Below are 17,315 nucleotides of genomic sequence, written 5' to 3' on the forward strand. Positions count from 1 at the left end.
TCGAAGTTGTCCGCGGCACGGGCGCGCGGTGGGCACGGGGGGCTCGGACCAAGGGCCATACGGAACCCGCCGTCAGGGCCCACCACACGGCCGGGAGGGGAAGCTGGCCTCGCATCAGGCTTTCCTTGAAGAGCTTATCGCCCAGGACCCCGACATAACGCTCTTCGAACTGCCTGATGCGATGGCAGAGGGAGGGCGGGCACATCCCTCTTCCATCGCCAAGCTGCTGTCCCGGCTTAGCTACACGTTCAAAAAAGTCGCTGGTCGCCAAAGAGCGCCGTCGAGCCAAGGTAAGACAGCAGCGCGCCGGTTGATTCAGGCATTAGGCTCCGGCCATCACGTCCTTTCTCGAACACGTTGCCTTCATTTATAAAAACTCAGTGAACGTGAGCCTGGCCCGCCTGCGCAGCAGGGCCAAGCGAGGGAGCGGCTGACCACGGACGCCCCCTTTGGCCGTTGGGGAACGAAGACCTTGATCACGGGCTTGACCCAAGATGCACTGATCCCCCCGTGGGTCATCAAAGTGGGAATGGATGGCTCCGCGTTTGCCGTCTGCATCCGCAAAGTGCTGGTGCCTGAGATCGCCCCCGGCACGGTCGTCATCCGTGACAACCTAGCCACGCACCGGAACGCGGAAGCCGCCGAGGCCTTGCGCGACCACGGCTGCTGGTTCCTTTACCTGCCGCCATACCCGCCAGACCTGAACCCCACCGAACTGGCTCTGTTGCATAAATCGGGTGACGGCCAAATCCCTCCTTTCGCCGGACTCATCCTACGGCTGTCGTGAGATTTCTTTGCAATGCGCGCCCTTCATCCCGGTCGGTCAGTGGAGGCTCTGCCTGAAACGGATGGGCCAATCTTTCATGGCACGGGACTTCGGCAGGCAGGTCGCGGCCATCCAACTCCGTATCGCGGCGCTCAATCGCTATTGCGCGCATGGCATATCTGTCAGCGAGCGCTTAGGGTAAACCCTTATGGGGTAAGAGAAAGAACGCCCTTCACCCGATTTGTGCGACAAAGCTGGCAGAGTGAAGATGGTTTCAAGACGCGGCGCACCTTATCCTTGGATGAAAACGTAGGTGCCCTGCCCCGGCTCCTGAGAACGGGTGGAAACCTTTGCTGCAACGCGGCGACGGTCGTCAGATTGACGACAGGCGGAATTCCGCCTTTTGACAGAGCAAACGGGCATTGTACAAATACCTTTGAGTATTAGATAAGGGCTGTCCCGTTGCATGTGCGGGTTCTCACATGCACCTCCCTGTTGGACTTGGCCGGGCGTCATTGCCCGGCCCTTTTTTTCTGCCAGCTCTGCCAAGGCTATTGCCGGGCCGCGCCAGCAAGAGCTGGTTTTGCAACGCAAAGCCTGCAATTCGGGTCCGGACATCACATTGCATCGCAAGCGCAGCGCCGGGAACTTGCGTCCCGCCATGTGATCAGCGCTTTTCAAGAATAGACTGGGCCCCGGGATACCCCGCCCCGGGGCCCATTGGCTGGCGTTAGGTCCGTGAGTGGCGCCGCCGTATTCGCATTTGCTAGCATCCAATCATGCAGACATTAACAAATTGGTAATTTCCTTGATGACAAGGTCGACGCCAGCATTTCCATCGCACCTTTATTCAAACTGACCCGGCAAAATGAAAACACCCCGACCTTTCGGTCGGGGTGCTGACATCACGGTCGAAAGGCGATGCCTTATTCGGCGTCTTCCTTGTTCTTTTCGGGGGCCAGCTCTTCGCCGGTCGCCTGATCCACCATCTTCATCGCGAGGCGCACCTTGCCGCGATCGTCAAAGCCCAGAAGCTTGACATAGACTTCCTGTCCTTCCTTCAGAACGTCCGAAGGATGGTTCAGGCGGCGGTTTTCGATCTGGCTGACATGCACAAGGCCGTCACGCTTGCCGAAGAAGTTCACGAAGGCGCCGAAATCGACGATCTTCACGACCTTGCCCTTGTAGACCTTGTTTTCCTCGGGCTCGGCCACGATCGAATAGATCATGTCATAGGCCTTCTGGATGGCTTCGCCGTTCGGCGAGGCGATCTTGATCACGCCATCGTCGTTGATGTCGACCTTGGCGCCCGACACTTCGACGATCTCGCGGATGACCTTGCCGCCCGAGCCGATCACTTCACGGATCTTGTCGGTGGGGATGTTCATGGTCTCGATGCGCGGCGCATGTTCAGAGAACTCGCCCGCCTCGGTCAGCGCCTTGGACATCTCGCCCAGAATGTGCAGACGACCGGCCTTGGCCTGCGCCAGCGCCTGCTTCATGATCTCGGGGGTGATGCCCGCGACCTTGATGTCCATCTGCAGCGAGGTGATGCCGTTTTCGGTGCCCGCAACCTTGAAATCCATGTCGCCGAGGTGATCCTCGTCGCCAAGGATGTCCGACAGGACCGCCCATTCGCCATCGTCCTCAAGCACAAGACCCATGGCCACACCGGCCACCGGCGCCTTGAGCGGAACGCCCGCGTCCATCATCGACAGCGAACCGCCGCAGACCGACGCCATCGACGACGAGCCGTTGGATTCGGTGATCTCGGACACGATGCGGATGGTGTAGGGGAAATCCGTCGCCGCCGGCAGAACCGCCTGCAGCGCGCGCCATGCCAGCTTGCCATGGCCGATTTCGCGGCGGCCCGGACCGGACACACGACCCACTTCGCCGACCGAATAGGGCGGGAAGTTGTAGTGCAGCATGAAGTTGGATTTGAAGTTGCCGTGCAGCGCGTCGATGAACTGTTCGTCATCGCCGGTGCCCAGCGTGGTCACGACCAGCGCCTGGGTTTCACCGCGGGTGAACAGCGCAGAGCCGTGGGTGCGCGGCAGAACCTTGGTTTCCGACACGATCGGGCGGATCTCGTCAAGCGCACGACCATCGATGCGGCGCTTGTTCTTCACCACATCGGCGCGCAGAACGGTCGATTCCAGCTTCTTCAGGGCCGAGCCGAGGTTGGCATCCTCAAGCTGCTCTTCGGAGAGCTGCGCCTTGATCTCTTCCTTGGCGGCCGACACGGCGGCAACGCGTGCCTGCTTGTCGGAGATCGCATAGGCGGCGCGCATCTTGTCTTCGCCAAGGCCCTTCACAACGCCGAACAGCTCGGAATAATCCGGTGCCTGGAAGTCGAACGGCTCTTTCGCGGCGTCTTCTGCCAGCGTGATGATCAGGTCGATGACCGGCTGGATCTGCTCGTGAGCAAAGACCACGGCGCCGAGCATCTCGTCTTCGGTCAGCTCGTAAGCTTCCGATTCGACCATCATCACGGCGTCTTTGGTGCCGGCCACAACCAGATCGAGACGCTGCTCGGGGTTGTTGCGCAGCCCCTGCATATCATCGACGGTCGGGTTCAGCACGTATTCGCCATCCTCAAAACCGACGCGGGCGCCAGCGATCGGGCCCATGAAGGGCACGCCGGAAATGGTCAGCGCAGCGGAAGCGGCGATCATTGCGACGATATCGGGGTCGTTGACCAGATCGTGCGACAGCACGGTGCACATCACCAGCACTTCGTGCTTGAAGCCGGACACGAACAGCGGGCGGATCGGACGGTCGATCAGGCGGGCGGTCAGCGTTTCCTTTTCGGTCGGCCGCGCCTCGCGCTTGAAGAACCCGCCGGGAACCTTGCCCGCAGCGTAGTATTTTTCCTGATAGTGAACGGTCAGCGGAAAGAAGTCCTGACCCGGCTTCGGCTCTTTCGCGAAGGTCACGTTGGCCATGACCGAGGTCTCGCCCAGCGTGGCGATGACGGTGCCGTCAGCCTGGCGGGCAACCTTGCCCGTTTCCAGGGTGAGGGTCTCTTCGCCCCACTGCATGGATTTCTTGGAGATGTTGAACATTTGCGTATGCATATCCTGTAGGGGAGCCTCGCGGGCCCTCCCGCGTCTCCCATTTTGCGTGGCGGCCCCATTGCCGCCGCCCCCTTCATCCTCTTGCACGCGCCCGGGGGCTATCGGCGTCACGTCTCAGATGGGGCCGCCCATATAGTGTTTTGCCACAGATTGAAAGAAAAACCCGAGATCCTGCTGCCGCGCCCCCATAGCAACGGCGCGGGCCAGCCAAGGCCCCCTGCCCCTGCCACCGGGCCTGCGCGTTGCCATCCTGTCCGCGCCGCCCGCGACCCCTGCCATGCCTTGCCCACGGCCTTGCGCAGGGGCCGAAAACGCGAAACGCCCACTTCGGTGGAAGCGGGCGTCTGCAAAACCGATGGGGCGCGATGCCCGTATGCTTAACGGCAGATGCCGAAGCGCTTAGCGGCGGATGCCGAGGCGCTTGATGAGGTCGGTGTACCGAGCCTCTTCTTTCTTCTTGAGGTAATCCAGCAGCTTGCGGCGCTGAGCCACCATCATCAGAAGGCCACGACGCGAGTGGTTGTCCTTCTTGTGGGTCTTGAAGTGCTCGGTCAGCGTGGTGATGCGGCTGGTGAGGATGGCAACCTGAACTTCGGGCGAACCGGTGTCGCCTTCCTTGGTTGCGAATTCTTTCAGCAGGCGGTTCTTTTCTTCGACGGTGATCGACATCGGGGTCTCCTTTGGGTTTGTGTGAATGGCGCAGGCCGGGATGTCGTCCAGCAAGGCCCGTGGAGATATCCGCCCGGCGGACCGGGGGATGTGCGCCTATAGGGCGATTCCGCGCGTTTGGCAAAGGAAAAGGCCATGTGGTCAGACAGGCAGCCCCACCGCGGCGCTTTCGCTGATCAGAACGATGCTGTCCGGCGGGGGCACATCCGCCGCGGGCAGCGTGGCGACTGGCGCGCCATCCAGCAGGATATCGGTCATGCCCGGCGTCTTGGAAACACGCAGACCCAGCAGCGGCGGCGCGCCGCCATCGCTGTCGTCCCAGACGATGACCATGTGTGCATCTGGCGCATCAGGGTCTGCGGGCGCTGGCCCCGCGTCGCCCCGGCCATCGTCCCAGTAGAGCGGCGCGCCCTCGTCCAGCGCCTCGTCGGTCATCTCGTCTGGGTCCGCCTTGGGGTCAGCACCCGGCCAGCGCGTTGCGGCGGCATCCGCCAGCGCGGCCGGATGGTCGGTGGCATCGCCGGGCAGGTTTCCGGCCAGTTTAGCGGCGGTCTGCGGCCCCGGCGACGGCAGATCGCCGCCCGGCGGCCATTCCGCGCGCAGAGCGACGACAGGGTCCGTCCTGCCGTCATCGTCAGGCAACGCGCCGTCACCCGGCTCGTCCCCGCTGTCCTGCGTGCCAAAAACCGCCACCGATCCCAGCACCATCATTCCCATCAGCCCAGCGAGCCAAAGCATCTGCCATCCCTCGAAACGCGCTCGGCCCCTGCATGACAGACAAAGGTAAACATGGCTCGAACGGCGGCGCGCCTTACGCGGGGCGCACCCACGGCAAGGGCGCAACCGCGTAAGGGACATAAAGCGGATGCCTCGGGTGCCCGTCGCGGGTCAGCCCGAGGTGATGCAGCTCGCCGCAAAGCTCCGCCACTTGCGCAGCGCGCCCCAGATAGCTGCCATGCGTGCCCCATGCCGCAAGGGTCATCTCCGCCGCGCGGTGCCAGCGCAACAAGAGCGCGTCGTTTTCCGGCCCGACCGGCACCGGCGCGCGGCGCAGATCGGCGGGCCGCGTGGCACGAAAGGCAAAGAGGTTGGCGATGCGCAACGCGCCAAAACCCAGCGCCACGGCCCGGCGCTGGCAGCGCTCGATGGTGGGATCGTTGCGCCGCTCGTCGGCGGTCGAGGGGTTGAGCATGATGAACAGCAGGCAGCCGCCCTCGCCCCAGCGCCGTTCGAGCCCGTAGCGGTACGCCTCGCAAGGCGAATAAAGCGCACGCGAGACAACGCCCGCCTCGATATGCTGCCGTTCGATCATGGTGCGCAGATAGCCCTCGCCCCGCGCGCAGTGCAAGCGATTGACACGCCCGCGCCGCGGACGCAGGTTCCGCGCAAGAACAGCGCAAGGACATCCCTATGGACATCGCCCGCATCGACGCCGCCGCCGCGCGGCTGGCCGGTCACGCCCGCCGCACCCCTCTGCTAAGCTCGCCCTTTCTGGACGAGATCGCCGGAAGGCGCGTGCTGGTAAAGGCCGAATGCCTGCAACACACCGGCAGCTTCAAGTTTCGCGGCGCGTGGTCGGCGATTTCGGCGCTGCCCCCCGAAACGCGGGCACGCGGCATCATCGCGTTTTCCTCGGGCAACCACGCGCAGGGCGTGGCACTGGCGGCCAAGCTGCACGGGGTGCCGGCGGCGATCATCATGCCGTCTGATGCGCCCGCCGCCAAGGTCGCCGGTACGCGCGGACTTGGGGCCGAGGTGGTGCCCTATGATCGGGCCAGCGAAGACCGTGACGCGCTGGGAGAAAAGCTGTCGCAGGAACGCGGCCTCGTGCTGGTCAAGCCCTTTGACGAGCCCGAGGTGATCGCCGGGCAAGCCTCTTGCGGGCTGGAAATCGCCGAGCAGGCCGCTGAAGCGGGGGTTTCGCAGGCTGACGTGCTGGTGTGTTGCGGCGGCGGCGGGCTGACCTCGGGCATCGCGCTGGCGCTGGAAGCCCGCGCGCCGGGGATGCGGGTGCGCCCGGCAGAGCCCGAAGGCTTCGACGATGCCGCCCGCTCGCTTGCCTCTGGCAAGATCGAGCGTAACGCCCGTTTGTCGGGCAATATCTGTGATGCGATCATCACGCCGCAGCCGGGGAACCTGACCTTTCCGATCATGAAGCGCCTGTGCGGGCCCGGCCTTGCGGTCAGCGAAGACGAGGCGCTGCGGGCGATGGCGCTGGCGTTCCGGCATCTCAAGATCGTGGCAGAGCCCGGCGGCGCGGTGGCCTTGGCGGCGGCGCTGTTCCGGGGCGCGGACATCGAAGGCGATGCGGTGATCTGCACCGTGTCCGGCGGCAACGTCGACCCGGCGATCTTTGCCCGCGCGCTGGAAACGCGCTAGCCCTTGGCCCAGGTGTCGGTGTCGAGAGGGATCGTCACCGGCCCGTCATTGATCAGGCTCACCTGCATCTCGGCCGCGAAACGCCCCGTGGCGACGGGCACGCCCTGCGCTTGCAGCTGGGCCGCGAAATGCTCGTAAAGCCGCCGCCCCATGTCTGGCGCGGCGGCGCTGGAAAAGCCGGGCCGGTTGCCGCTGCGGGTATCCGCCGAAAGCGTGAACTGGCTGACCACCAGCGCCGCCCCATGCACATCCAGCACCGAGCGGTTCATCTTGCCCGCCTCGTCGGCAAAGATCCGCAGCTTGGCGATCTTGGCCGCCAACTTTTCCGATTCGGCCTCGGTGTCACCCTGCATGGCGCAGACAAGGATCATCAGTCCCGGCCCGACCTCGCCGATCACCGCGCCACCGACGCTGACCTGCGCCTGCGTGACGCGCTGAACGATGGCTCTCACAATTCGTTGGCCCACGGCGGGTTGGCCCCGGCGCGCGAGACGGTCACCGCCGCCGCCGCCGCGCCAAGCGCCACCGCCGGACGCAGCGCCTCCAGCGATGCATCGCGCACGCCTTCGCGTGACAGCAGCCCCGCCCGCCACAGCCCGGCCAACAGCCCGGCGTTGAAAGTATCGCCCGCGCCGACCGTATCGACCACCTCGGCCTTGCGCGCGGGCACCAGCATCTCGCCCGCCGCCGTTCTTGCACTGACCCCGACGGCACCGCGGGTTTCCAGCACCAGCGCCACGCCGCCTTCCAGCAGCTGTTCAGGCGTGGTACCAAGCCAGAACATGTCCTCGTCCGAGATCTTGACGATGTCGGCCCGCGACAGCATCGCCGCCAGCCGCGCGCGATAGCCCGCCTCGTCGGTGACAAAACCGGGGCGAATGTTGGGATCCATCATCACCAGCCGCTCGCCCGCACCGGCGCAAAGCGCGGCGTAGCTGTCGGCGGCAGGCTCGGACACCAGAGAAATGCCGCCAAAGAACAGCGCCTCGACACCATCCGTCAGCGTCGGCAAATCAGCGGGGGTCAGCATACGCCCGGCGGTCATCTCGTCGTAAAAGGCGTATTGCGCCTGCCCATTGGTCAGCGTCACGAAGGCCAGCGTTGTCGGCCGCTCGCTGCGCGGCGCCAGCGAGGCATCGACGCGCGACTCGCTCAGCGCCTTCGACAGCACCTGTCCGAACAGATCATTCGACAGCCCGCCGAAATAGCCCGCAGGCGCGCCAAGCCGCCCCAGCGCGATGGCGGTGTTGAACACCGAGCCGCCCGCAACCGGTGCAAACGACGCTTCTCCGGTGGTTGCCGTACGCGGCAACATGTCGATCAGCGATTCTCCGCAGCAGAGGATCATGCCCCGCCCTCCCATTCCTGTTAGCGCCGCAACCTGCCCCGGACCGCCCCCTGAAATCAAGTGCGGATAATCGCAGGAACTTGACCGGGATCATGGTCGGGCGGGTTTTTGCGCGATACTCTGAAGATGTGGAAAGGACGGGGTTGCATGGGCCGCATGGCCTACCCCGATCCCCGGCAAAGGGCCGGACGCACCGCGCTTTGGGGCCCGGCGAGACGTTTGGGGCGAACGCCCCCGCGCCGCGCTGCGGGTCTGCCCGTTGCATCGCGTGAAACGCGACAGACGGATGCGGCAAGCGTCAACGCCCTGTCGGGTCGGACTGCAATCTCTACCCTGCCACGAGGAGGAGCATGGTGATGGTCCTTCGTGTACCAGTGGAACTCAGGTCGAGGGGCGTCGATCAGACGCCTTGGGAGGGTTCGCAGAGTCCACGGAGGCTGTGCGAGAGGTGAAAACCGAGGCGGCGATCCCCGTCCTGCCTTGACCGAAACCTTTGGCGCCGTCGCTGTGGAGGGGGTGGGCAGCAATGCCCACCCCTGCCTGTGTCAGCCGTTCATCGCGACCACATAGCCCACCACGCCCGCAACGATCAGCCCGGCAATGACCGCAAGCGCGATTTTCCAAGCCGACCATGGTCGTTCGCCCTGTACCCGGCCCGTGGTGCCGTTGACCACAAAGCGATAGGTCTCGCCCTTGTATTTGTAGGCGGCCAGCCAGACCGGCAGCAGCACATGTTTGAAGGTCACATCCGCAACCTGCGTTTCCAGCGCGTGAATGCGCTGCCGGTCGCCGCCAATGTCGAATTTCACGTCCCGTTCGATCTGCCGGTCCATGATGCCGCGCGCTTCGGCAAAGCCTTCGTCAAGATCGACCTGATAGCCTTCGGCGCGGAAACCGGCCAGAAATTCAGGGCGATAAGGTTCCATCCGCGTCAGATCCCACGGCTGAAGCGCGTCGGTGTATTTCTTGGGCAGGCTGCGCGAGGCCAGCACCAGTACATCGTCGAAAAACCGCGACACCCGGCCCGACGCGGCGCGCCAGCGCACCTTGGCGACGGTGACGCGCTGCATCTTGCCATCGCGCATGACCTGACGGGTTTCATGATAGACCGTGCCGCGCTGGCCGCGATAATCGGTCTGCGTCTGCGCGTCGAAGGTCCAGAACGGCACATAGATGCCCTGCATCTTGCGCCCCTTGCGGGCGTAATCCTGCAAACCGCCGGGCGCGAACCACAGCCCGCCCAGCCAGTCGGTCATCGCCCGGCGCGCCTCGGTCTCGTCCAACGCAAAGGGCAGCAGGCCGCGCGGCTTGATCTGGCGATGGGTGCCGGTGCCGGTGACCACCGGCGTGGCGCAAAACGGGCAATCTGCGGCGTGCACATCGGCGTCGAATTCCACCTCGGCGCCGCAATTGGGGCACTGGGTGACCTGCAGGTCTTCCATCTCCTGCAAGGGCAGCAGGTTGGCGATGGCCGCCTTGAAATCCATCTCGCGGATCGCGCCGCCCCAAGGGCCCGCATCCTCGACCGGCTTGATATGGCCGCAGTGATCACAATGCAGCTCGCCCTTGACCGGATCATAGCGATAATCCGCCCCGCATTGTTCGCAGGGAAAGCGGTGTTCCTCGTTCATCAGTGCCCTCTGAAGCCTGTCTCGGGAGAGACCCTAGGCGCGAAGCGGCGCAAGGGAAACCCGGTTTTCCTGCACGCCCCGCCGCGTTACGATGGCAACGCGAACAGCAGGCGAGGATGACGTGAACGCATTGGCAGGACTGGTTTTCGCGGCGCTGGCCGCGACGGGCGCCGCAGCAGAAGACATCGCCTACAGCTTCCATTGGGACGGCGCGAATGGCTATGAGCAGCACGGCGGCATGGCCTTCGACGAGGCCTTTCTGAGCCAGCCCGAGGTCAACGCCCGCGACCTGAGCTGCTTTTTCATCGAAGGCCGCAAGGACGGCGCCCCGATTGGCCGCTGGGCGCTCGGAATGCTGAGCGAGACCACCACATGGACGCTGACCTTCCTGCCCGCGCGCGAGGCCTTCGCCGTCTACGGCGCGCAGCACCCGATGCCGCAGGCATGGAACATGGACGGTGACGGCGTCGATTGCGGCAAAGGCGGCTTTGGCTTCAACATCGGCAACGCGGCGCAGGATCTGTGCCTTGACGGGCAGCTGTTGCTGGCATCGCAAGTGCCGCCCGACCGGCCCTTTCCGGCGACATTGGCCCCCGACATGCGGTTCCCGCCCGATGCCTGCCTCGGGCCGGACCTGCTGAGCGCGCTGGAGCTGCCGCGCTAGCTCCCCGGCGGTGGCGGCGGCATGACGGTGAACAGCTGCGCCAGTTCGGCCACGTCTTCGGCGCGCTTCCAGCCATCCTGCCCCTGCGTCCAGACATGGGTTTGCCGGGTCAGCCCGCCTTCGGTCACCATGCGGCCCAGCCGGGCCTTGCTGAACGGGCCGGAGGTCTGACCTTTCTCGGCCAGATGCCACACATGTTCGACCGGAGGCGGCGGCGGTGGAGGCGGCGCAGAGGGCCGCGCGCCCCACGGCCCGGCCTGCGCCTGACCGCTCATCTGCGCGCCCATCGACATGCCAAGCCCGGCGCCAAAGCCGGTGCCCATGGCCTGCCCGGCGGCAGAACCTTCGGCCCCCAGCGCCTCGGCGGCCTGAAATTTCGTGTAAGCGTCGAGATTGCCCAGCACCCCCATCGAGGTGCGCTTGTCCATCGCCTTTTCCACCGCGGCGGGCAGCGAGATGTTTTCGATGTAAAGCTCGGGCAGCGACAGGCCGTAGTCTGCGATGGTCGCGGAAATGCCATCGGCCAGCATCCGCCCCAGATCCTGCGTGTTCGCCGCCATATCAAGCACCGGAATGCCCGACCCTGCGATCAGGCGCGAGAATTCCTGCACGATGATATTGCGGATCTGAAAGCTGATCTCGTCCGAGGTGAATTCGCCGTCGGTGCCGACGATTTCCGACAGGAAGCGCGCCGGATCGGCGACACGCACCGAATAGGTGCCAAAGGCGCGCAGCCGCACTGGCCCGAATTCGGGATCGCGGCACATGATCGGGTTCTTGGTGCCCCATTTCAGCCCGGTCATCCGGGTGGTGTTGACGAAATAGATCTCGGATTTGAACGGCGAGCGAAAACCATGATCCCAGTGCTGAAGCGAAGTCATCACCGGCATGTTGTTGGTTTCAAGCATGTACAGCCCCGGCGTGAACACATCGGCCAGCTGGCCTTCGTGCACGAATACCGCCGCCTGCCCTTCGCGGACGGTCAGCTTGGCGCCGTATTTTATCTCATGGCCGTAGCGTTCGAAGCGCCAGACCATCGTGTCACGGCTGTCGTCCACCCAGTGGATGACGTCGATGAACTGGCCCGAAAGGAAATCAAGAATGCCCATGTCGGCCCCCGATCAGAAATGCTGTGTCACCGTCAACTTAACCACCCTTCGCCCGCGCACAAGCGCGGCGCGACAGAATTGCGCCCGCAAAGCCGGGATCGTTTGACAGGCAGGCTGTGACTCCCCCCGCGAACAGCGGTGGCAAAAAGGGGGCGGCGTCTTAGCTGCCGCCAAGCAATGCGGCGGCGCGCTGCCGCACAATGGGGCGCACCTCTTCGGCGACCATCCCGGCCTTGACGGCAGGATCGTAGAGCAGCTTCAGCAACAGCTCGTCATGCGTGGTCAACAGCGCGAACTCGTCGTCATCGTTGAAGATCGACGGGCGCGCCGCCGGGCTGTCATTGCCAAGACCAAGCCCCTGCGCGATTTCCTCGTGGATGCAGGACCGGCGCAGCAGGTCCGGATGTTCGGAGCGGATCACCGCGATGGCATCGCCGTAGGCATAGCCGCCACGCTGCGCCGAAAACGCGATCACCAGACAATGGATCGAGCGTGGCAGATTGTCGAATATCGCCAGCGCCGACGGGTTCAGGTCGGGCACCAGCGCCCGGATGCGCGGCGCCAGCGTGGCCTTGTCATCCTCGGACATGAACAGCACGTGGAAATTCGCCGGCCCGTCGGTCATCGCGATCGAATGCCCGGTGATCCGCGCCAGCCGGTTGACGTAGCCGGTCACCATGTTGGTGTCGGTCACGCGCTGATCCTGCGGAACGTGGTCGCCGTATTCGATGGCCACGCGCACCGGGATTTCCCATTTCTTGATGTTGCCGAGCGCACCGTTCGACGGGCGCAGCCCCGCGCCGCGCTCGTATTCCTCGGCCAGCGCGATGCGTTCGAAATTGCGCAGAAGCATGGTGTCGGTGAACGGCGTGTCCGGCCCGCCGCCATCGGTGCGCAGCAGCCCCTGCGCCAGCAGATCCTGCTGGACCTTCGCGTAATAGGTCTGAAGATCGCGGCTGGTCAGCGACTGGCTGGGGGCCTGCCGTTCGCGCTCCGGTGGCTCAGGCTTGAGCGGACCGGGCCGCGCCTGCGGCGCAACGTCGGTCTGGCGCGGAGCAAGTGTCGAGCTGTCGCAGGCGGCAAGCGCCCCGAGCAGCATCAGGCACGGCCCGATATGACGCAGCCCCGCGCGCATGGCTCAGCCGCGCCCGGGCACGGCGGTGCCAGCGTTGTCGCCCACGCCATCCTTGCGCGCCTTGGCCGAGGCCAGCGTATCGCGCAGATCGTGTTCCATCTTCTTCAGCTCGTCCTCGGCCTTGGCACGGCGCGCCTTGCCTTCATCGGCGATTTGCAGGCTTTCCTGAATGGTGGCGATCAGATCGGCATTGGCCTGCTTGACGGCCTCGATGTCGAAGACGCCGCGCTCCATCTCGGTGCGGATCGCCTTGTTGCTGTCGCGCAGGTTGGCGGCGTTGGCGGTCAGCAGCTCGTTGGTCAGATCGTTCGCCTCGCGCACCGCCTTGGCAGCTTCGGTGCTGCGCTGGATGGTGACGGCCTGCGCCAGCTGGGTTTCCCACAGCGGCACGGTGTTGACGAGGGTCGAATTGATCTTGGTCACCAGCGACTTATCATTTTCCTGCACCAGCCGGATGCTGGGCAGCGACTGCATCGTCACCTGCCGCGTCAGCTTCAGATCATGCACCCGGCGTTCCAGATCGTCGCGCGCGGCGCGCAAATCGCGCAGCTCCTGCGCTTTCATCACCTGTTCGGCCTCGGGCGCGGCCTGCACCGCCGCCTCGCGCGCGGGAATGTCCACGGTGTCGATCTCGGCCAGCTTGGCCTCCCCCGCAGCGATATACAGCGCCAGCTCGTCGTAGAACGACAGCGTCTTGTCATACAGCATATCAAGCGATTTGATGTCCTTGAGCAGGACATGTTCATGCTTGAGCAGATTGTCGGTGATGCGGTCGATCTGGCCCTGCACCTGTTCGTATTTCGCGGTGAACTTGGCAAAGGGCGCGGCTTTGCCCATCAGCTTTTCCCACCAGCTCTGCTTGCGGCGCACGTCGAGTTCCGACACCGCAAAGCCCTTCAGCGTGGTGACAATGTCGCGCAGGCTGTCACCGGCCGGGCCGACATCCTTGTTGCGCACCCCGTCGAGCATCTCTTTCGAGATTTCCTGAAGCTCGGCCTGCGCGTTCGACCCGAAAGAGACGATGGAATTGCTGTCCTCCATGTCGATTTCGCTCATCCGCGAGCGGATCTCTTCGGAGATTTCGGGCGAGGCCTCTGCCAGCGGTACGATGGCCTGCGCCTCTCCCGGCTCAGGCAGAACGACCGCGTTCAGTTCATCGACCATTGCCACGGACTTTGCAGCCTCGACTCTTACGCTCTCGGACATCCATACGTCTCCCGACTAAATTTTCCCGTTCAGGCTGCCGTGCTTAACGCGCGCGCAGCCCGTCCCGTTGCAAACGATCCCGCAAAACCTCGATTTCGACCGTAAGATCGGCGTTGCTGTCGAGCAGGAGTTTCTGGTTCTTCTGGCTGAAGCTGTCCTCAAGATCGGTGAGGAGCATCATGAAATCGCTGCGCGCGCCCTGGTCCCGGCTGCGGCTGAAGATATCGGCGAATTTCACCGCCGCATCGCGCGCGCCCATCAGATAAACGCCCAGATACTTGCGCGCGGCGGTCAGATCGCGTGGGTCTTCCTCGACAGTACGGATCAGCTGGCTGACCTTGGTGTGAAAGCGCTCGACGCGCGCCTCGACCTCGCGATCGCCCGCGCGGCGCACCGCGCCCTCCATCTCGGACAGGTAGGTTTCGGCCTCGTCCACCACCTTGGCAACGCGATCCTGCTGGAAGGTATCGACACCGTCCATTCCCTTGCTTTTCAGCGGATCGATGCCAAAGGCGGCCAGATGCAGCGCCCCGGCGCAAATCCCATAAAGCGGCGCGGCCAGCAGGTTTCCCTCCGCCCGCGCCACGGCAAGGCCGACGCCGATGCCCGTCGCCGCCGCGGCAAGGATCTTGCGCGGGATCGCCGGGCGACGTGCGACGCGGCGGGCATCATAGGCAGCCTGCGCGCGAACCCCGTCGCGCAGCAGCCATGCGCCAAGCAGAAGCGCGCCGGCCCCGGCAAGACCGACCGCTAGGCCGATGGCCCCATCATTGAGCGAGGTCGCCGCCAGAACGATCGGCGGCGCAAACATCACGTTGGTGCGCGCCCCCACCGGATCGACCGTTGCGCCGGTATAATGCCCCGCGGGCAGATCGGGCGCAGAGTCGTCGCCGTCGGGGCTGAATTTGCCGCCATAGCGCTTTGCCATGCTCAGAGCCCTCCGAGCCAGCCCGAAGTGACCCCGAAAAGCAGGACGATCAGCAGCACGTAAGCCGTTTTCTGCAACGCAGCGCCGGACATGTGACCTCCTGAGTGACCGCTGTTCAAAGCAAATCTAAGATCAATCCGGGCAAGTTGCTAGGGGGAAACCCCGCCATTTCGCGTTCGCAGCAAAGCGGTATCAAGCCACCTGATCGCGCGGCATCCGGTGCCACAGAACGTCGGCCTGCAATTCGAACGCATCGCGTCCGGTTCGGGCGCCGGACTTGCGCGCGCAACCCTCGTATGCCTCGCCGATTGCCACCAGATGGGCGATGTAGCGGCGCCGGGCCCGAAAGCGATCACCGCTGTCCCACGCGTCCAGAAGCGCGGTATTCTCGCGGTGCAGCATGTCGACCAGCATGGTGATCGGCTTGCGCAGCCGACGCATGCCGCCGCCGCTATCACCCAGCGCCCGGCTCAGCGCCATGACCCCGGTGCGCAGCGCCTCGAACTGGCGGGTGATCTCTGTATCGCCAAGGTTGGCAATCTCGCAGGCCAGCTCTTCGAGCTTGGCGTCGATGAGGATCAGCGTTTCGGAGGTGCTGGGCTGAAGCCGGTGCAGATCGATCGGGCGGTCCGATTGGCCGACGGCCTCGTTATCCGCCTTGTCCTTGAGCGGGTCCATCCCGAAGGCGACAAAGCCCAGCACCGTGGCCAGCGCCCCCAGCGCGACGGGCAGGACCAGCGTCTCGAAATGGTGCCCGGCCAGAATCATGACAATGAGGCCGATCAGCGCGTAACCTATGGCCTTGCGCGGCAGCTTTGGTGCGCGTGCGGTCTGCGCCCGGTTGAACGCGTTACTGACCTGTTGCCCGACGTGGATCAGCCGCAGTGCAGCGAGCAGCAACACAAGCAGAAGGATTGCGCTGAAGGCGGCGACACCGCTGCCCTCGAACAGCAGGCGAAATATCGGAAAGGACGCAAGGAACAGCACGCCAAGTGCGGAATCGAGCGGCCCGATCGGCACTTCGCTGCGGCTCGCCCGCGACATCTGAGCCTTGGTCATGCGTTCGGCCGAGCTTTCAGGCATCTCGAACCCCCTCTTGCCGCACCGAAGCCGTTGCCTTCGGGCATGGGATCACAGGAAATAGCTCAACGCGAAAATCATCACCCAGAGCACGGCAAAGCACAGCTTTGCCGCCGGGTTGCCACCGTAGCGCAGGCGGTGCGCCGCATCGGTCAGCGCGACGAAGGTGTCGCGCGCAACTGTCCGCAGGCTGCACAGCACGAATACCGTGGTGGCTGTCAGAATCGCGAAGGCCAGGATCGTAGTCATCATGGCCGCGAAACTGTCGGTGAAACCGGGCGAAAAAGCGGCGCCCTCCGGGAAAAACCACGGAATCTTCACTAAGGTTAACGGATACTTACGGGACGCGCGGCGCGATTACGGCCCTCTGCAACGCCGCGCGCACACGGCCTAGTTGCGCCCGGGTTTCGGACCAGTTTTCGGACCAGCCTTCGGGCCGGGGTTGCGGCGGCGCACCGGAACCGGGCGGTCGGGCTTTGCGCCCTCCATGCCCAGCTGATCGCGCAGCACCTTGCCGCGGATCTCCTGCACCTCGCCTTCCTTGAGCTGGCCCAGCTGGAACGGCCCGTAAGACACCCGGATCAGCCGGTTCACCGTCAGGCCGATGTCGGTCATGGCGCGGCGAATTTCGCGGTTCTTGCCCTCGCGCAGGCCGACGGTCAGCCAGGCATTCGCCCCCTGCTGGCGGTCAAGCGTCACCTGCATAGGTTGATAGCGCTGACCCTCGACGGTGATGCCCTCGCGCAACGGTGCCAGCGTGTTGTCCGATGGCCTGCCGTTCACCCGCACGCGGTACTTGCGCAGCCAGCCGGTCGACGGCAGCTCGAGCTTGCGCTTGATGCCGCCATCATTGGTCAGCAACAACAACCCCTCGGAGTTCAGATCGAGTCGTCCGACACTCATCACCCGCGGCATATCCTCGGGCAGCTTGTCGAAGATCGTGGCGCGGCCCTGCTCGTCGCGGGTGGTGGTCACAAGGCCCGCAGGCTTGTGATAGAGCCACAGGCGCGCAGCTTCGGCTTCGGCCAGCGGGTTGCCATCGACGGTGACCTTGTCGCTGGGCAGCACGTTCAGCGCGGCGCGCTCGACGATGGCGCCATTGACCGACACGCGGCCCTCCGCGATCATCTTCTCGGCGTCGCGGCGGCTGGCGACACCCGCGCGCGACAACACCTTGGCGATGCGCTCACCGGGGGGCGTGCCTTCGGCGGGCGCAGCCTGCTGCGCCGGCTTGCGCGGCTTCGGTCTGGGTCTGGGCTGGGGTCGGGCGCCAGAAGGGCGGCCGCCACGAGAGGGCTTGTCTGTCATGCCTGCCCCATA

The 17,315-nt window shown here is 64.7% G+C and carries 17 protein-coding genes and 1 pseudogene; 4 read left to right on the forward strand and 14 right to left on the reverse strand.

What is annotated here, in order from left to right; all coding sequences use genetic code 11:
* Positions 1 to 430: 430 nt before the first annotated feature.
* Both Q4543_RS02825 and Q4543_RS02830 read left to right on the forward strand, forming a co-directional pair.
* Complete coding sequence (locus Q4543_RS02825; protein ID WP_303436318.1) at positions 431 to 787, forward strand: transposase; 357 nt, start codon at positions 431 to 433, stop codon at positions 785 to 787.
* Between the two features lie 49 nt (positions 788 to 836).
* Positions 837 to 968: pseudogene (locus tag Q4543_RS02830) on the forward strand (IS5/IS1182 family transposase); the annotation flags it as partial.
* 724 nt (positions 969 to 1,692) lie between these two features.
* Here the strand turns inward: Q4543_RS02830 and pnp are convergent.
* The 4 genes from pnp to Q4543_RS02850 all read right to left on the reverse strand — a co-directional run bounded on the left by pnp (position 1,693) and on the right by Q4543_RS02850 (position 5,827).
* On the reverse strand, positions 1,693 to 3,834 hold the full coding sequence (gene pnp / locus Q4543_RS02835) for a polyribonucleotide nucleotidyltransferase (RefSeq protein ID WP_303436240.1): 2,142 nt from the start codon (positions 3,832 to 3,834) through the stop codon (positions 1,693 to 1,695).
* A gap of 411 nt (positions 3,835 to 4,245) precedes the next feature.
* The gene (gene rpsO / locus Q4543_RS02840) at positions 4,246 to 4,515 is read right to left on the reverse strand and encodes a 30S ribosomal protein S15 (protein ID WP_216003434.1); all 270 of its coding nucleotides are present in this window, start codon (positions 4,513 to 4,515) and stop codon (positions 4,246 to 4,248) included.
* Positions 4,516 to 4,656: 141 nt separating this feature from the next.
* The gene (locus Q4543_RS02845) at positions 4,657 to 5,253 is read right to left on the reverse strand and encodes a hypothetical protein (RefSeq protein ID WP_303436241.1); all 597 of its coding nucleotides are present in this window, start codon (positions 5,251 to 5,253) and stop codon (positions 4,657 to 4,659) included.
* 73 nt (positions 5,254 to 5,326) lie between these two features.
* The gene (locus Q4543_RS02850; protein WP_303436242.1) at positions 5,327 to 5,827 is read right to left on the reverse strand and encodes a DUF1643 domain-containing protein; all 501 of its coding nucleotides are present in this window, start codon (positions 5,825 to 5,827) and stop codon (positions 5,327 to 5,329) included.
* Positions 5,828 to 5,925: 98 nt separating this feature from the next.
* On the opposite strand from Q4543_RS02850, the gene Q4543_RS02855 reads away from it, so the two are divergent.
* On the forward strand, positions 5,926 to 6,894 hold the full coding sequence (locus Q4543_RS02855; RefSeq protein WP_303436243.1) for a threonine/serine dehydratase: 969 nt from the start codon (positions 5,926 to 5,928) through the stop codon (positions 6,892 to 6,894).
* Here the strand turns inward: Q4543_RS02855 and dtd are convergent.
* From dtd to Q4543_RS02870, 3 genes are all read right to left on the reverse strand, one after another.
* Entirely contained in the window at positions 6,891 to 7,346 is a 456-nt protein-coding gene (gene dtd, locus Q4543_RS02860) for a D-aminoacyl-tRNA deacylase (RefSeq protein WP_303436245.1), read from the reverse strand. The two genes, Q4543_RS02855 and dtd, sit on opposite strands and share 4 nt — an antisense overlap.
* Complete coding sequence (locus tag Q4543_RS02865) at positions 7,343 to 8,242, reverse strand: carbohydrate kinase (protein WP_216003438.1); 900 nt, start codon at positions 8,240 to 8,242, stop codon at positions 7,343 to 7,345. Before Q4543_RS02865 ends, dtd begins: the two co-directional genes overlap by 4 nt.
* Before the next feature lie 545 nt (positions 8,243 to 8,787).
* Positions 8,788 to 9,873, reverse strand: a complete 1,086-nt coding sequence (locus Q4543_RS02870; RefSeq protein WP_303436246.1) for a TFIIB-type zinc finger domain-containing protein — start codon at positions 9,871 to 9,873, stop codon at positions 8,788 to 8,790.
* Positions 9,874 to 9,994: 121 nt separating this feature from the next.
* On the opposite strand from Q4543_RS02870, the gene Q4543_RS02875 reads away from it, so the two are divergent.
* Positions 9,995 to 10,537, forward strand: a complete 543-nt coding sequence (locus Q4543_RS02875) for a hypothetical protein (protein ID WP_303436248.1) — start codon at positions 9,995 to 9,997, stop codon at positions 10,535 to 10,537.
* Here Q4543_RS02875 and Q4543_RS02880 read toward each other — a convergent pair.
* The 7 genes from Q4543_RS02880 to Q4543_RS02910 all read right to left on the reverse strand — a co-directional run bounded on the left by Q4543_RS02880 (position 10,534) and on the right by Q4543_RS02910 (position 17,303).
* Positions 10,534 to 11,646 (reverse strand): SPFH domain-containing protein, encoded by a 1,113-nt coding sequence (locus tag Q4543_RS02880; RefSeq protein ID WP_303436249.1) that lies wholly within the window; start codon positions 11,644 to 11,646, stop codon positions 10,534 to 10,536. The genes Q4543_RS02875 and Q4543_RS02880 overlap by 4 nt on opposite strands.
* Before the next feature lie 160 nt (positions 11,647 to 11,806).
* Positions 11,807 to 12,781 (reverse strand): DUF2927 domain-containing protein, encoded by a 975-nt coding sequence (locus Q4543_RS02885; protein ID WP_303436250.1) that lies wholly within the window; start codon positions 12,779 to 12,781, stop codon positions 11,807 to 11,809.
* Positions 12,782 to 12,784: 3 nt separating this feature from the next.
* On the reverse strand, positions 12,785 to 13,987 hold the full coding sequence (locus Q4543_RS02890) for a toxic anion resistance protein (RefSeq protein ID WP_303436251.1): 1,203 nt from the start codon (positions 13,985 to 13,987) through the stop codon (positions 12,785 to 12,787).
* A gap of 43 nt (positions 13,988 to 14,030) precedes the next feature.
* Positions 14,031 to 14,915 (reverse strand): 5-bromo-4-chloroindolyl phosphate hydrolysis family protein, encoded by an 885-nt coding sequence (locus tag Q4543_RS02895; protein ID WP_303436252.1) that lies wholly within the window; start codon positions 14,913 to 14,915, stop codon positions 14,031 to 14,033.
* Between the two features lie 192 nt (positions 14,916 to 15,107).
* A complete protein-coding gene (locus Q4543_RS02900) occupies positions 15,108 to 15,998 on the reverse strand; it encodes a hypothetical protein (RefSeq protein ID WP_303436253.1) in 891 nt (296 codons plus the stop codon).
* Between the two features lie 48 nt (positions 15,999 to 16,046).
* Entirely contained in the window at positions 16,047 to 16,247 is a 201-nt protein-coding gene (locus Q4543_RS02905; RefSeq protein WP_216003446.1) for a hypothetical protein, read from the reverse strand.
* 138 nt (positions 16,248 to 16,385) lie between these two features.
* Positions 16,386 to 17,303 carry a pseudouridine synthase gene (locus Q4543_RS02910; RefSeq protein WP_303436254.1) on the reverse strand — a complete coding sequence of 306 codons (918 nt, stop codon included), beginning with the start codon at positions 17,301 to 17,303 and terminating at the stop codon, positions 16,386 to 16,388.
* Between the last annotated feature and the right edge of the window lie 12 nt (positions 17,304 to 17,315).

It is taken from the genome of Salipiger sp. 1_MG-2023 (genome assembly GCF_030547555.1).
Lineage (GTDB): Bacteria > Pseudomonadota > Alphaproteobacteria > Rhodobacterales > Rhodobacteraceae > Salipiger.